Source organism: Microbacterium sp. CFBP9023 (assembly GCF_034045055.1).
Classification (GTDB): Bacteria; Actinomycetota; Actinomycetes; order Actinomycetales; family Microbacteriaceae; genus Microbacterium.
Genome location: NZ_JAXCWI010000001.1, coordinates 223,237 through 236,997, shown reverse-complemented (window position 1 = coordinate 236,997; position 13,761 = coordinate 223,237). Strand labels below are relative to the sequence as shown.

General features: G+C 68.4%; 13 protein-coding genes. 4 read left to right on the top strand and 9 right to left on the bottom strand.

Annotated features, from left to right (window positions below; all coding sequences use genetic code 11):
* Positions 1 to 113: 113 nt before the first annotated feature.
* The 4 genes from SOM10_RS01085 to prmC are packed head-to-tail and all read right to left on the bottom strand — an operon-like array spanning position 114 to position 3,471.
* Positions 114 to 689 carry a hypothetical protein gene (locus SOM10_RS01085; RefSeq protein ID WP_072591112.1) on the bottom strand — a complete coding sequence of 192 codons (576 nt, stop codon included), beginning with the start codon at positions 687 to 689 and terminating at the stop codon, positions 114 to 116.
* Positions 686 to 1,858: an MraY family glycosyltransferase gene (locus SOM10_RS01080; protein WP_053095756.1), complete on the bottom strand. Its 1,173-nt coding sequence runs from the start codon at positions 1,856 to 1,858 to the stop codon at positions 686 to 688. Before SOM10_RS01080 ends, SOM10_RS01085 begins: the two co-directional genes overlap by 4 nt.
* Positions 1,855 to 2,562 (bottom strand): L-threonylcarbamoyladenylate synthase, encoded by a 708-nt coding sequence (locus SOM10_RS01075; RefSeq protein ID WP_320488021.1) that lies wholly within the window; start codon positions 2,560 to 2,562, stop codon positions 1,855 to 1,857. The genes SOM10_RS01080 and SOM10_RS01075 overlap by 4 nt, the downstream gene beginning before the upstream one ends.
* Positions 2,563 to 2,610: 48 nt before the next feature.
* Positions 2,611 to 3,471, bottom strand: a complete 861-nt coding sequence (gene prmC / locus SOM10_RS01070) for a peptide chain release factor N(5)-glutamine methyltransferase (protein WP_056278391.1) — start codon at positions 3,469 to 3,471, stop codon at positions 2,611 to 2,613.
* 100 nt (positions 3,472 to 3,571) lie between these two features.
* Between prmC and cysK the strand changes: the two genes are divergently transcribed.
* Both cysK and epsC read left to right on the top strand, forming a co-directional pair.
* Positions 3,572 to 4,510 carry a cysteine synthase A gene (gene cysK, locus SOM10_RS01065; RefSeq protein WP_053095753.1) on the top strand — a complete coding sequence of 313 codons (939 nt, stop codon included), beginning with the start codon at positions 3,572 to 3,574 and terminating at the stop codon, positions 4,508 to 4,510.
* A 7-nt stretch (positions 4,511 to 4,517) separates the two neighbouring features.
* Positions 4,518 to 5,087: a serine O-acetyltransferase EpsC gene (epsC, locus tag SOM10_RS01060; protein WP_053095752.1), complete on the top strand. Its 570-nt coding sequence runs from the start codon at positions 4,518 to 4,520 to the stop codon at positions 5,085 to 5,087.
* A gap of 13 nt (positions 5,088 to 5,100) precedes the next feature.
* On the opposite strand, the gene SOM10_RS01055 is transcribed toward epsC, so the two are convergent.
* Together SOM10_RS01055 and SOM10_RS01050 are read right to left on the bottom strand one after the other, a co-directional pair.
* Positions 5,101 to 5,514, bottom strand: coding sequence for a hypothetical protein (locus SOM10_RS01055; protein WP_320488020.1), 414 nt, complete (start codon positions 5,512 to 5,514; stop codon positions 5,101 to 5,103).
* Positions 5,515 to 5,532: 18 nt separating this feature from the next.
* Positions 5,533 to 7,077, bottom strand: a complete 1,545-nt coding sequence (locus SOM10_RS01050; protein ID WP_320488019.1) for a CitMHS family transporter — start codon at positions 7,075 to 7,077, stop codon at positions 5,533 to 5,535.
* Positions 7,078 to 7,234: 157 nt separating this feature from the next.
* On the opposite strand from SOM10_RS01050, the gene SOM10_RS01045 reads away from it, so the two are divergent.
* Both SOM10_RS01045 and SOM10_RS01040 read left to right on the top strand, forming a co-directional pair.
* Positions 7,235 to 8,884: a sensor histidine kinase gene (locus SOM10_RS01045; protein ID WP_320488018.1), complete on the top strand. Its 1,650-nt coding sequence runs from the start codon at positions 7,235 to 7,237 to the stop codon at positions 8,882 to 8,884.
* A complete protein-coding gene (locus tag SOM10_RS01040; protein WP_320488017.1) occupies positions 8,881 to 9,534 on the top strand; it encodes a response regulator in 654 nt (217 codons plus the stop codon). Before SOM10_RS01045 ends, SOM10_RS01040 begins: the two co-directional genes overlap by 4 nt.
* Positions 9,535 to 9,561: 27 nt before the next feature.
* Here SOM10_RS01040 and prfA read toward each other — a convergent pair whose 3' ends face one another.
* The 3 genes from prfA to thrB form a co-directional block, all read right to left on the bottom strand.
* Complete coding sequence (gene prfA / locus SOM10_RS01035; RefSeq protein WP_320488016.1) at positions 9,562 to 10,641, bottom strand: peptide chain release factor 1; 1,080 nt, start codon at positions 10,639 to 10,641, stop codon at positions 9,562 to 9,564.
* Between the two features lie 11 nt (positions 10,642 to 10,652).
* Positions 10,653 to 12,632, bottom strand: coding sequence for a transcription termination factor Rho (gene rho, locus SOM10_RS01030; RefSeq protein WP_320488015.1), 1,980 nt, complete (start codon positions 12,630 to 12,632; stop codon positions 10,653 to 10,655).
* A 198-nt stretch (positions 12,633 to 12,830) separates the two neighbouring features.
* Entirely contained in the window at positions 12,831 to 13,760 is a 930-nt protein-coding gene (thrB, locus tag SOM10_RS01025; RefSeq protein WP_072591107.1) for a homoserine kinase, read from the bottom strand.
* Position 13,761 lies beyond the last annotated feature (1 nt).

Genomic DNA, 13,761 nt, shown 5'->3' with positions numbered 1-13,761 from the left:
CAGCTTCGGGGCACCGGTCAGAACCGGGGCGACGATGGTCGGTGTGCTTCAAGCGCAAGCGCTCGCGGGCGAGCGGCGGGCACGTCTCAACACTATCAGAATAAGAGGGTGTCCTAAGACCGCGGGGGCTGTTCGCCGGAGCCTTCCTGCGCAGGGGGTTCGGGCACGATGTGGTGGCGCCCGGGCGCACGATCCTCCGGCACGACGGTCGGCAGCTCCACCCCCGGCGCGCGGTCGATCGGAGCCTCGGAGGGAAGGGACGCGTCGCTCACGTGCGGAAGGCGCATCCGCGTGATGACGATCACGTCGATGACGAGAGTCGCCACCACTCCCGTGACGATCGACAGGAAGAACACCATCGGCTCGATCCACGGCTGACCGCTCAGGACGATCATGATCACGACGAAGAGGCCGAGCTTCAGAAGCCATCCGCCGAGCACGATCGCGAAGAACAGCTGCACGTAGAGCGGATCGCCGAACCAGCGGTTGGCGATGAGGATGCTGAGGGCCGTGATGCCGAGGAACAGCATGGCGAGCACGACGCCCAGCAGGCCGCTGACGAGACCTTCCGTCCCGCCGACGAGGAGACCGATCGCTCCGGCGACGATCGCGAGGACCGCCATCGAGACCGCGGACCAGATCAGCGTCCTCCGCAGGATCGGATTGCTGGAAACAGGGCTCGGGCTCACGGGGACTCCACGGGTGTCGGGTCGGACTCAGCAGACGCCGCGGGCTTCCGTCGGCGCAGAGGATTCAGGGTGATGACGAGGCACGCGGCGATTCCCACCAGGCCGAACACGACTCCGGGGAGGTACTGGCCGGGCCAGTCCTCACGCGCGCCCACGTACATGAGGAGGACGGCCAGGGAGATGACCGCGGTCCAGGCGTAGAAGATGAGCACGGCGTCGCGGTCGCGGTGGCCGAGGTCGAGCATGCGGTGATGCAGGTGCTTGCGGTCGGGTGAGAACGGCGACTTCCCCGCGTTCATCCGTCGCAGCACTGCGAGCCCGAAATCGAGGAGCGGCAGCAGCACGACCAGAAGAGGGAGGAGGATCGGGATGAACGCGCCGAGGAGCTGCGATCGTCCGAGTCGCTCGGGATCGAGGGCCGACGGCTCGAGCTGCCCGGTCACGGCGATCGCGGACGTCGCCATCAGCAGACCGATCACGAGCGCTCCCGAATCGCCCATGAAGAGCTTCGCAGGACTCCAGTTGAACGGGAGGAAGCCGAGGCACGCGCCGATCAGCACTGCGGCGAGGAAGGATGCGAGGTTGAAGTAGCTCGATGCTCCGGTGTCACGCGTCAGGATGTAGGAGTAGGCGAAGAACACGCCGTTCGCGATCAGGCAGACGCCGGCGACGAGGCCGTCGAGGCCGTCGATGAAGTTGACGGCGTTCATCACGATGACGATCGCGAACATCGTGATGGTGATGCTCAGCCAGCTCGAGAAGACGATCAGATCGCCGAACGGCAGGGAGAGGATCTGCAGCCCGCCACCGACGGTGATGATCCCGGCGGCGAGGAACTGTGCGCCGAGCTTGATCATCCAGTCGAGATCCCACAGATCGTCGACGACGCCGATGACGGCGATCAAGAGGGATGCGGCGAGGATCGACCACATCGTCTGCGGCGGCATCCACATGGTGGTGAAGAACGGATTCAGAGCCGAGACCCCGATCGCCGCTGCGATGCCGAGGAAGATCGCGACGCCACCGAGACGGGGAGTGGGAGTCGTGTGCACATCCCGCTCTCGGATGCCGGGGTACAGCTTGAAACGCAGGCTCAGCTTCCAGACCGCCCAGGTCAACGCGAAGGTGATCGCGGCGGTCAGGATGATCGTGAGGAGGTACTGCTTCACGAATCCCCGTCCGATTCCGGCGACGGCGCCTCGGGTTCGAGCAGGTCGCCGAGCACCTCCTCCAGCCGTTCGCGGCTGACGGCGCCGGCTCTGAGGATGCGAACACCACCGGCGGCGGGCTCCGCGCCGCGGGGAACCAGGGAGGTCGCGTCGACGATCGTCGACGCGACCCCGTCGCGACTGACGCCGTCTGCGAGATACACCGACACGCTGTCTCCGAGCATCCGCTCGGCATCGAACGCGGAGATCGCCGACTCACGGCCGGTGAGGTTCGCGCTGGAGACGGCCAGCGGTCCGGTCTCCGCCAGGAGCTCCAGCGCTACGCGCCCCTCGGGCATTCTGACGGCGACGGTCCCCTCCGTGTCGCCCAGGTCCCAGACGAGAGAGGGCTGAGCGGGGAGAACGATGGTCAGGCCGCCGGGCCAGAAGGTGTCGACGAGTCGCTGGACGGGCTCGGGAACGGACTCCGCCAGCGCGTGCAGCGTCTCCTTCGTGCCGATGAGCACGGGAGGCGGCTGATTGCGCCCTCGCCCTTTGGCGTCGAGGAGGCGCTGTACGGCAGCGGGAGAGAACGCGTCGGCGGCGACGCCGTAGACCGTGTCGGTGGGCATGACGATGAGTTCGCCGCGGGCGATGGCCTGGCGGGCGTGGCGCATGCCGGCGAGGAGCTGGGCCTCGTCGCCGCAATCGAAGATGGAGGACATGACGATCCGATTCTAGTTGGCGATGTCTGTGCGGTTCGTGTCTGCGCGTCAGGGACGCAGAGCGGTCGTCGCGCGGTCTCGCAAGGTGAGGTCGCGGTGCGTCGCGGCGGCACGCCAGCCGTCGCGCGTGAGGATGCTGCGGATCTCCTCGCCCTGGAGCTCCCCGTGCTCGATCACCAGCAGCCCGCCCGGATGCAGCAGCTCGAGCGCGCGCACGCTGAGCACACGCACGATGTCGAGCCCGTCTTCTCCCCCGTACAGCGCCATCGACGGATCGAAGAGCCGAACCTCAGGGTCACGGGGCACCGCGGCGTCCGGAACGTACGGCGGGTTCGAGATCACGACGGAGGCAGTGCCGTCGAGCTCCGCGAACGCGTGCGCCAGGTCGTCGTTCACGAGGGTGAGGTTGGCCACCCCCGCCGTGTTCCGCGCCGCCCACGGATACGCGTCGGGCGAGAGCTCGGCGGCGAAGATGCGCGCATGGGGCACCTCGGTGGCCATGGCGAGTGCTATCGCCCCGCTGCCGGTGCCGAGATCGATGCCGATCGGGTCGGGAAGCGCGGACCCGAGGAGCGCGTCGATCGCGTACTGCACGACCGTCTCGGTCTCAGGTCGCGGGACGAAGACTCCGGGCCCGACCGCGAGCTCGAGGTGGCGGAACGGCGCCGTTCCGGTGATGTGCTGCAAGGGCTCCCTGCTCGCACGACGGGCGACCAGAGCCCGCAACGCCTCGGCGTCCGCCTCCTCCACCGCATCACCGCGGATGATCGATGCCTGCACCTCACCACGCCTCGCGCCGAGGACGTGACCGGCGAGCAGCTCCGCGTCGACGAGAGGATCCGTGACCCCGGCGTCTGCGAGCTGTCGGGCCGCCGCATGCACGGCGGAGGCGAGGGAGAGATCGGACATGGATCAAGCGTAGAGCGCGGCAGGTGTCATATTGCCCACCCCCCCTAGGGCTCTCGCCTAGGCTGGAGCGCGCAGTCCCCCGCACAGGAAGGCTCTCCCCATGCCCGGTATCCACTCCGACATCACCTCCGCTTTCGGCAACACTCCCCTGGTTCGTCTGAACCGGGTCACCGAGGGCCTCGGCGCGACAGTCCTCGCCAAGCTCGAGTTCTACAACCCGGCCTCGAGCGTCAAAGACCGGCTCGGCATCGCCATCGTCGACGCTGCGGAGGCCTCGGGCGAGCTGAAGCCCGGAGGCACGATCGTGGAGGCGACCAGCGGCAACACCGGTATCGCGCTGGCGATGGTCGGCGCCGCACGTGGGTACAAGGTGATCCTCACGATGCCCGCGTCGATGTCCAAGGAGCGGCGCCTCCTTCTCAAGGCGTTCGGCGCCGAACTCATCCTCACCGACCCCACGAAGGGCATGACGAACGCGATCGCCGAGGCGGAGGCGATCGCCGCCCGCACTCCGGGTGCCATTCTCGCGAAGCAGTTCGCCAACGAGGCGAACCCCGCGATCCACCGCCGCACGACGGCCGAGGAGATCCTCCGCGACACGGAGGGCTCCGTCGACTACCTCGTCGCCGGCATCGGCACGGGCGGAACCATCACGGGCGTCGGTCAGGTCCTGAAGGAGCGCGTCCCCGGGGTGAAGATCGTCGCCGTCGAACCCAAGGATTCGCCCATCCTCACCGAGGGACACCCCGGGCCGCACAAGATCCAGGGCATCGGACCGAACTTCGTGCCTCCGATCCTCGATCGCGATGTCCTCGACGAGGTCATCGACGTCACGTTCGACGACGCCATCCGTGTCGCGCGCGAGACCGCGAGCCGCGAGGGCATCCTCGTGGGCATGTCGAGCGGAGCCGCGATCTGGGCCGCTCTGCAGGTCGCCCAGCGCCCGGAGGCTGCGGGGAAGACGATCGTCGTCATCATCCCCTCGTTCGGCGAGCGCTACCTCTCGACCGCGCTCTACGAGGATCTGCGCGAGGCCTGAACTCCCGATGGACATGATCGGCCGAATGCGCGAGGACATCGCGGCAGCCCGACTTCGCGACCCCGCCGCGCGCAGCGGCGCCGAGGTGGCGCTGCTGTATCCGGGGATGCACGCGATCTGGGCACATCGGGTCTCGCACGCGCTGTGGCGCCGCCGGCTGCGGCTGCTCGCCCGTGCGACATCACAGGTGTCGCGATGGCTCACCGGGATCGAGATCCACCCCGGCGCGCGGATCGGTCGTCGCTTCTTCATCGACCATGGCATGGGCGTGGTCATCGGCGAGACGGCAGAGGTCGGCGACGATGTGATGCTGTATCACGGGGTCACTCTCGGCGGCCGCACGCGTGACTCAGGCAAGCGGCATCCGACGCTCGGCGACGGCGTGGCCGTGGGAGCAGGCGCGAAGATCCTCGGACCGATCACGATCGGCGAGGGCTCCGTGGTCGGAGCGAATGCCGTGGTCACGCGCGACGCCCCGGCGGACAGCATCCTCGTCGGTGTGCCCGCCAAGCCCCGTGCACGGGTCATGGGCGAGGACACCCGAGCGGTGCTCACCGCACCCGACTACTCGATCTGACGCGCCCGCGCTCTCAGGCCACCCCGCGGCGAGACCTCACCTTGTCGACCTTCTTGCGAAGGAAGATCAGTGGCAGCAGCACGCTGCCGAGCGCCGTGATCAGCCAGACGATCACCGATCCGAGCAGCCAGCCCACGAGATCGACGATGCGCAGCCCACCGATCGGCAGCAGGACGACGACCACGAGGGCGATGAGCGTCGAGAAGATGCCGATGCCGCCCATCAGGACCGGTGCATAGCGGTCCGCGATCTTGCTGACCCACGGTGAGAGCACGCTCTGCAGCACGGCGAAGATCAGGATGCAGAGCACGAACCCCCACCACTGGTCCCACTGGATCTGGAACCCCTCGAGCGCGAGGTCGGCCACGATGAGACCGAGACCGGCCGAGATGACGTACATCAGCGCGCGGAAGAGGAAGGTGATCACGCGCTGAGCATATCGCTCTCACTGGGCGACGAAGAAGGGGATCGCGCCCGACAGGATGCCGACGGCGAGCATCACGAGCGACACGATCACCGCGCGCCACAGCACCTTCCTGTGGTGATCGCCCAGGTTGACGCTGGCGAGCGAGACGAGCAGCAGGATCGCCGGCACGAGCGGGCTCTGCAGGTGGACCGGCTGACCGATGATCGATGCCCTCGCCATCTCGACGGGGTCGATGCCGAACGTCGCCGCGCTCTGCGAGAGCACCGGCAGGATGCCGAAGTAGAAGGCGTCGTTCGACATGAAGAACGTGAACGGGATCGACAGAACACCGGTGATGGGTGCGAGGAAGGGGCCGAGCGCAGGCGGAAGCACGTCGGTGATCCAGGTCGCCATCGCATCGACCATCCCGGTGCCGGTCAGGACGCCGACCAGGACTCCGGCCGCGATCACCATCGAGACGACACCGACGATGCTGGGCGCATGGGCCACGATCTCGGACGCCTGCTCCTTGATCCCTCGGAAGTTGACCAGCAGCGCGACGGCGGCACCGACCATGAACACGTACGGGAGCGGCATGATGTCGAGAACGAGCAGCACCATGACGGCGACGGTGAGCGCGAGGTTGAACCAGATCAGTCGCGGCCTCAGCGTCGGGCGCGCGGGGTCGAGCATGGTGTCCGCCATGGCGGTGTCGGCCGGGTCGACGCTGGCCGCGGCGACGGGCCCTCGCCCACCGGCGACGACGACGATGTTGCCGGTGCGGAGCGCTGCACGGGCGCCGGGCTTCGGTCCGGCACCGCGGAAGATCTTCGGCACTGTAGAAAGAGCACCGCCGTCGGAACCCGTGAGCAGCCCTTCGGAGTCGAGGCGCCCGAGTCGGCGGCGCTCCCCCAGCCCGAGCATCCAGGCGAAGCCCAGCGTCACGACGATGCCGACGCCGAGAGCCGGCAGCATGGGGACGAAGATGTCCGTCGGCTGCAGTCCCAGAGCGGTCGCCGCGCGCACCGTCGGCCCGCCCCAGGGAACGATGTTCAGAGTGCCGTTCATCAAGCCGGCGACGCACGTGAGGACGACCGGACTCATGCCGAGACGGAGGTAGATCGGCAGCATCGCCGACGTCGTGATGATGAACGTCGTCGAGCCGTCGCCGTCGAGCGAGACGGCTCCCGCGAGGATCGCGGTTCCCAGCACGACCTTCGCCGGGTCATCACCGAGAACACGCGTGATCACCCGGATCAGCGGATCGAACAGGCCGACGTCGATCATGATGCCGAAGAACATGATCGCGAACATCAGCAACGCTGCGGTCGGGGCCATCGTGGCGATCGAATCGAGGATCATGTCGCCCATGCCGAGCCCCGCACCGGCGAACAGCCCGAACACGGTCGGCACGAGGATCAGCGCCACCATGGGCGTCAGTCGCTTCGTCATGATCAGCGTCATGAAGGCCAGCACCATGGTGAATCCCAGGAGGACCAGAACCCATTCGGGCGGCACGAACGCGACGTCGTAGGTCGGCGCCTCTTCTGCGGCCGTGGACAGGCCGGTGAGTGCATCGAGCATGCTGTGACTCCTTCGTCGAAGCTCCGTCGACTGCGACGGATCCTGACGAGACTAGGCAATCCCTCCCCGCAGAGCGCGGTATGCCGCATTCTCGGATGTTGTGCGCGTAGCGTGGGTTCTGCGCATATTGCGCGGGAGCAGAGAGGGAAGGACCACGGTGTCGACGACGACGACGCGACCTCGGTTCGCGACCCGCACGCTGCTGCTGCATCTCGCCACGGTCGCCCTTGTCGTCGTGATGTGCACCGGCGTGTACCTCCTACTCGCCGTGCAGCAGCTTCGCACCGAAGCCGAGTCCACCGCCCTCGGCATCGCCCGGACCCTCGCCGAGGACCCGCAGGTCCGCGACGAGGTCGCACGAATCTCGGCCGCCGAAGAGGCGCCGGACCCGGACGAGCTCAGGAAGGGCGAGCTCGCGCGCCTTGCAGCGGACGTCTCTGACCGCACCGGTGCACTGTTCGTCGTCATCGCCGATGAGGACGGCATCCGCCTCGCCCATCCCACCAGTTCACGCATCGGCCAGATGGTGAGCACACCCTTCGAGGAGGTGCTCGCCGGGAACGAGGTGGTCGACTGGCAGACCGGAACCCTCGGCGAGTCGGCTCGCGCCAAGGTCCCCGTGCTCGACGATGCGGGGATCCCCGTCGGCGAGGTCAGCGTCGGATTCGAGCGCACAGGCGTCTTCGATGACCTGCCTCCGCTGCTCGCAGTGATCGGCATCACCGCCGCCGGTGCCCTGGCGCTGGCTCTCCTCGCGTTCCTGCTGCTGCGCCGTCGCTGGGAGCGCCTGACGCTCGGCGTGCAGCCCGAGGAGCTCGTGGCGCTCGTGCAGAACCAGACAGCAGTGCTGAATGGTGTGGATGACGGCGTCCTGGCCGTCGACACGGCAGGGATCGTGCGGGTGAGCAATGATGCGGCCGATCGGATGCTCGGTCTCGACGCCGCTGTGGGACGACGGCTGGCGGAGCTCTCGCTGCCGACCGCTGTCGTCGAGACCGCGACGGGAGCGCCCACGACGTCGAGCACCGTCGTGGACAACCGCGTGCTCTACATCGATTCCCGTCCGGTGATCCGCGACGGCAGGCCGCTCGGACATGTGCTGATCATCCGTGACCGCACCGACCTCATCGCTCTGACGGAGCGACTGGAGACCGTGCAAGCCGTGACCGCCGCCCTGCGCGTGCAGCGTCACGAGTTCGCGAACCGGATGCACGTGGTCGCGGGGCTCATCGACGCAGCCAGGATCGACGATGCCCGGGGATTCCTCGATGAGCTCGTCGAGCGCGGCTCGGTCGCATTCCCCGTCGCCGGGCTCGACCTGCTCAGCGACCCGTTCCTGCACTCTTTCCTGGGCGCCAAGGGGATCGAGGCCGGTGAACGCGGCGTCTCCCTGCGCGTCGCGGACGAGAGCCAGCTGATCGGCAGCGTGGCAGAACCGGAGGACGTCGCCGCCGTCGTGGGCAACCTCGTCGACAACGCGGTGACCGCCGCCGTCGCCGGAGCGCGGACTCCCCGCTGGGTCGAGGTCGCGGTGCTCGGAGACGGCGACGCGCTCGTCGTCACGGTCGCAGACTCGGGACCGGGACTCGCGGGGATCGACCCGATGGCTCCGAGTCAGCCGCGCGACGACGACACAGACCGCGTGCACGGCCGCGGGCTCGGCATCCCGTTGGCTCGAGACATCGCGCGACGCCGCGGCGGCGATCTCTGGATCATCGACGCAGGAGGCGAGGAGCACGGTGCCGTGTTCGCCGCTCGACTCGGTGGCGCCGTCACCGACACATCGACGACTGAGGAGAACCGATGAACGATCCCCTGCGGGTGCTGATCCTCGACGACGACTTCCGCGTCGGACGACTGCACCGGAGCATCATCGAGGACCAGCCCGGATTCTCGGCACTGGAGCCCGTCCGCACTCTCGCCGAGGCACGGGACGGCATCCGCGCATCACGCCCTGACCTCCTCCTGGCGGATGTCTTCCTCCCGGACGGAGACGGCATCGCCCTCGTGCGTGAGACCGGCGTGGACGCGATCCTCATCTCGGCCGCCGACGACGCGCCGACGATTCGACGCGCGCTCAGATCGGGCGCCGTCGGGTACCTGCTGAAGCCGTTCGATCGTCGGGCGCTCGTCGGCCTGCTCGAGCGCTACGCGCGGTACCGCAACCTGCTCGCCGGAGATCGTCCCCTTCGCCAGGAGGACACCGATCGCGCCCTGGCGATCCTCCACGGATCCGGAGAACCTGTGTCTGTCTCGCGATCCGCGACCGAGCAGCTGGTGCTCGCCGCTCTCGGCGACGGCGAGGCGTCGGCGGCAGAAGTCGGAGAGCGCGTCGGGATCTCGCGTGCCACCGCGCAGCGCCACCTCGCGGCTCTCGCTGCTCGGACGGTCGTGGAGGTCCGCCTGCGTTACGGGGCGACCGGACGGCCGGAGCACCGGTACGCGGCCCGCTCGTGACCCGCGCCGCAGCTCAGCGGCGTCACCTCAGGAGTCGGAGCCCACCGCGGCGAGTCGGGCCTCTTCGTCGGCCTGGATCGCACTCTCGATGATCGGCTCGAGAGCGCCGTCCATCACCTGATCGAGGTTGTAGGCCTTGAATCCCGTGCGATGGTCGGCGATGCGATTCTCGGGGAAGTTGTAGGTGCGGATGCGCTCGGACCGATCCATGCCGCGGATCTGCGACTTGCGTGCATCGGATGCCGCGGCATCCAGCTCCTCCTGCTGCTTCGCCAGCAGTCGCGCCCGGAGCACGCGCATCGCGGCCTCACGGTTCTGCAGCTGCGACTTCTCGTTCTGCATCGACACGACGATTCCACTGGGCACGTGTGTGATGCGCACGGCCGAGTCGGTCGTGTTGACGGACTGTCCGCCCGGGCCCGAGGACCGGAAGACATCGATCTTCAGGTCGTTCTGATTGATCGCGATCTCGTCGGGCTCGTCGACCTCGGGGAACACCAGCACTCCGGTGGTCGAGGTGTGGATCCGCCCCTGCGACTCGGTCGCGGGCACGCGCTGCACGCGGTGCACGCCGCCTTCGTATTTCAGGTGCGCCCAGACGCCCTGGGCGGGGTCCGTGGACGATCCCTTGATCGCGACCTGGACGTCCTTGTAGCCGCCGAGATCGGATTCGTTGCGCTCGAGGAGCTCGGTCTTCCAGCCCTTGGAGGCTGCGTACTGGATGTACATGCGCAGCAGATCCGCGGCGAACAGCGCCGACTCGGCGCCGCCCTCCCCCGCCTTGATCTCCATGATGACGTCGCGCGCGTCATCGGGATCGCGTGGGATGAGCAGTCGGCGCAGCTTCTCCTGCGATGACTGCAGCCCCTCTTCGAGGGTCGGGATCTCAGCGGCGAACGCCTCGTCCTCGCGGGCGAGCTCCCTCGCGGCGTCGAGGTCATCGGATGCCGCCGCCCACGCCTCATAGGCGGCGACGATCCTCGACAGCTCGGCGTAGCGACGGTTGACGCGCTTCGCCCGAGCAGCATCGGCGTGCACCGCCGGGTCGGAGAGTTCCTCCTGCACCCGGCGATGCTCGTCGATCAGAGTCTGGACGGACTCGAACACCCCGGCTCCGCTCAGCGGATGTTGTTGTCGTGTCCGTGCGCACCCGAGGGGAGCGTCGGAATCGACTTCTGCATCTGCACGAGGAACTCGACGTTCGAGTGGGTCTCCCTGAGCTTGCCCAGGACGACCTCGAGCGCCTGCTGCTGGTCGAGGCCTGCAAGGGCGCGACGCAGCTTCCAGGTGATCTTGACCTCGTCGGTCGACAGCAGCATCTCTTCGCGGCGGGTGCTCGACGCGTTGACGTCGACGGCCGGGAAGATGCGCTTGTCGGCGAGCTGGCGCGACAGGCGCAGTTCGCTGTTGCCGGTGCCCTTGAACTCCTCGAAGATCACCTCGTCCATCTTGGAGCCGGTCTCGACCAGCGCCGTGGCGAGGATCGTCAGGGATCCGCCGTTCTCGATGTTGCGCGCAGCACCGAAGAAGCGCTTGGGCGGGTACAGCGCCGAGGCGTCGACGCCACCCGAGAGCACCCGTCCGGATGCCGGAGCAGCGAGGTTGTACGCACGGCCGAGGCGGGTGATCGAGTCGAGCAGCACGACGACGTCGCGGCCCAGCTCGACGAGACGCTTGGCGCGCTCGATGGCGAGCTCGGCGACCGTGGTGTGGTCTTCTGCCGGACGGTCGAAGGTCGAGGCGATGACCTCGCCCTTCACCGTGCGCTCCATGTCGGTGACCTCTTCGGGGCGCTCGTCGACGAGCACGACCATGAGGTGGACCTCGGGGTTGTTCTGCGCGATCGCGTTGGCGATCTGCTGCAGGACGATCGTCTTGCCGGCCTTGGGCGGCGCGACGATGAGGCCGCGCTGTCCCTTGCCGATCGGGGCCACGAGATCGATGATGCGCTGCGTGAGCTTCTCGGGCGCCGTCTCGAGACGCAGACGCTCCTGCGGGTAGAGCGGCGTGAGCTTGCCGAACTCCACACGGGTCGCGGCGTCGTCGATCGACAGGCCGTTGATCGAGTCGACCTTCACCAGCGCGTTGTACTTCTGGCGGCCCTGCTGCTCGCCCTCGCGGGGCTGCTTGATCGAGCCGACGATCGCGTCGCCCTTGCGGAGGTTGTACTTCTTGACCTGTCCGAGCGACACGTAGACGTCGCTGGGGCCGGCGAGGTATCCGGTCGTGCGGACGAAGGCGTAGTTGTCGAGCACGTCGAGGATTCCGGCGATCGGGACGAGGACGTCGTCCTCGCCGATCTCGGTGTCGAACTCGTCCGTCGGCGCGCCGCCGCGGCGCTTGTTGCGCTGACGGTTGCGGCCGTTGCCGCCCTCGTCTTCGGCGGGTGCCGTCTGCGGCTGCTGCTGCTGGGGCTGCTGCTCGCCGCCCTGGCCGTTGCCGTTCTGGCCGCGTCCGCGGTTACGGCTGCGGTTGCGGTTGCGGTTGCGACCGCCCTGCTCTTCGCCGTCGCCGGAATCAGAGGAGGAGTCCGCCGCAGGTGCTGCCTCGGCCGGTGCGGCGTCAGCGGGCTTCTCGGCTGCGGGAGTCTCGGCCTCGGCAGCAGGCTTCTTCGCCGTGCGGCGTCCGCGACCGGTGGTCTTCTTCGGCTCGTCGGCAGAACCCGCCTCTGCGGAACCGGCGTCCGCGGAGCCGTTGGACTCTGCGGTCTTCGCTGCGGGAGCCTCGGTGGATTCGGCGGGTGCCGGCGCGGAGGCTGCAGGAGCCTCGGCGGTCGTCGCAGGAGACTCAGCGTTCTCCGCGTCAGCCTTCTTCGCACGGCTGCGGCGAGGGGCCTTCGCCTTGGGTGCCGCGTCGGCGGCGGGTGCCTCGGCTGCGGGAGCCTCGGTGGCCGGTGCGCTGTCGGTGGATGCTGCGGCCTTCTCGGCCTTCTCAGCCTTCGCGGCGGCGGTCGCGGTGCTCGCACGGCGCGGAGCGCGCTTGCGGGCCGGTGCGACCTCGGTCGCGGCGGTCGTCGCGGCGTCGGAACTCGCGGCCTTCGCCGCAGGCTCCGCGGCGGGTGCCGCCTGGTCGTTCTGGGTCTCGGAGAAATTCTCCACGAGTACTCCCTCTTTGGTCTCGGGGACATGAGCGGCACGCGCACAACGGGTGCTGCGCGCGATCGCACGGGCTGACGCTCGGCGTCAGCCAGCCTCTGCACTGGGTTCTCGGAAAGAACGAGGTTCTCGGTGAGAGCAGTGCGACAGGGGTTTTGCGTGCGGGTCTTGCAGAGTTGCAATGGGGCCAGATTCACGCAGTTACGTGGAGCCCTCCGCTCGATTCCCCACTGTACCACCACGCACGTCGACCGCGAGCAGCAGCGCATCCCACGGGGTGTCGGTCGTCGATTCCGCCAGTTCCACGGCGTCCTGACGACTTCCGGGGCCGTCTGCGAGAACCAGCACGCTGGGTCCGGCGCCGGACACCACGGCGGCGAAACCTGCCGCACGGAGCGTCTGGACGAGCCGCTGCGTCTCGGGCATCGCCTCGGCGCGGTAGTCCTGATGCAGTCGGTCGGCGGTCGCGTCGAGCAGCAGCTCCGGGCTCTGCATCAGCGCGGCGATGAGCAGCGCCGAGCGCGAGACGTTGAAGACCGCATCGGCCGTCGACACCTGGGGCGGCTGCAGCGATCGCGCCTTCGACGTCGACATCGTGTACGACGGAACGAGCACGAGCGGCGAGACGCCGCGGTGCACGAGGAGCTTCTTGTGCTGGGGACCTCGTTCGCCGACCCAGGCGATCGTCAGACCGCCGAACAGCGCGGGAGCCACGTTGTCGGGGTGCCCTTCGATCTCGGTGGCGAGGCGCAGCATGTCGGCGTCGTCGATCTCGACGTCGCCCTCGAGCAGGCCCTTCGCCGCGAGGATCCCCGCCGCGACCGCCGCGCCGGAGGACCCGAGTCCGCGCCCGTGGGGCACCCCGTTCTCCGCGACGATGCGCAGGCCCGGGACGGCGCGATCGACGTCGGCGTACACGTGAGCGATCGTGCGGACGATCAGGTTCGAGTCGTCACGAGGGATCTCGCTCGCGCCGGAACCCGAGACCTCGATCTCGAGCTCGCCGGCGGCGAGCTCGGTCACGAGAAGCGTGTCGTAGACGCTGAGCGCGAGTCCGAGCGTGTCGAATCCGGGACCGAGGTTGGCGCTGGTCGCCGGCACGGTCACCTCGACCGTGCGCCCTGCCGCCATC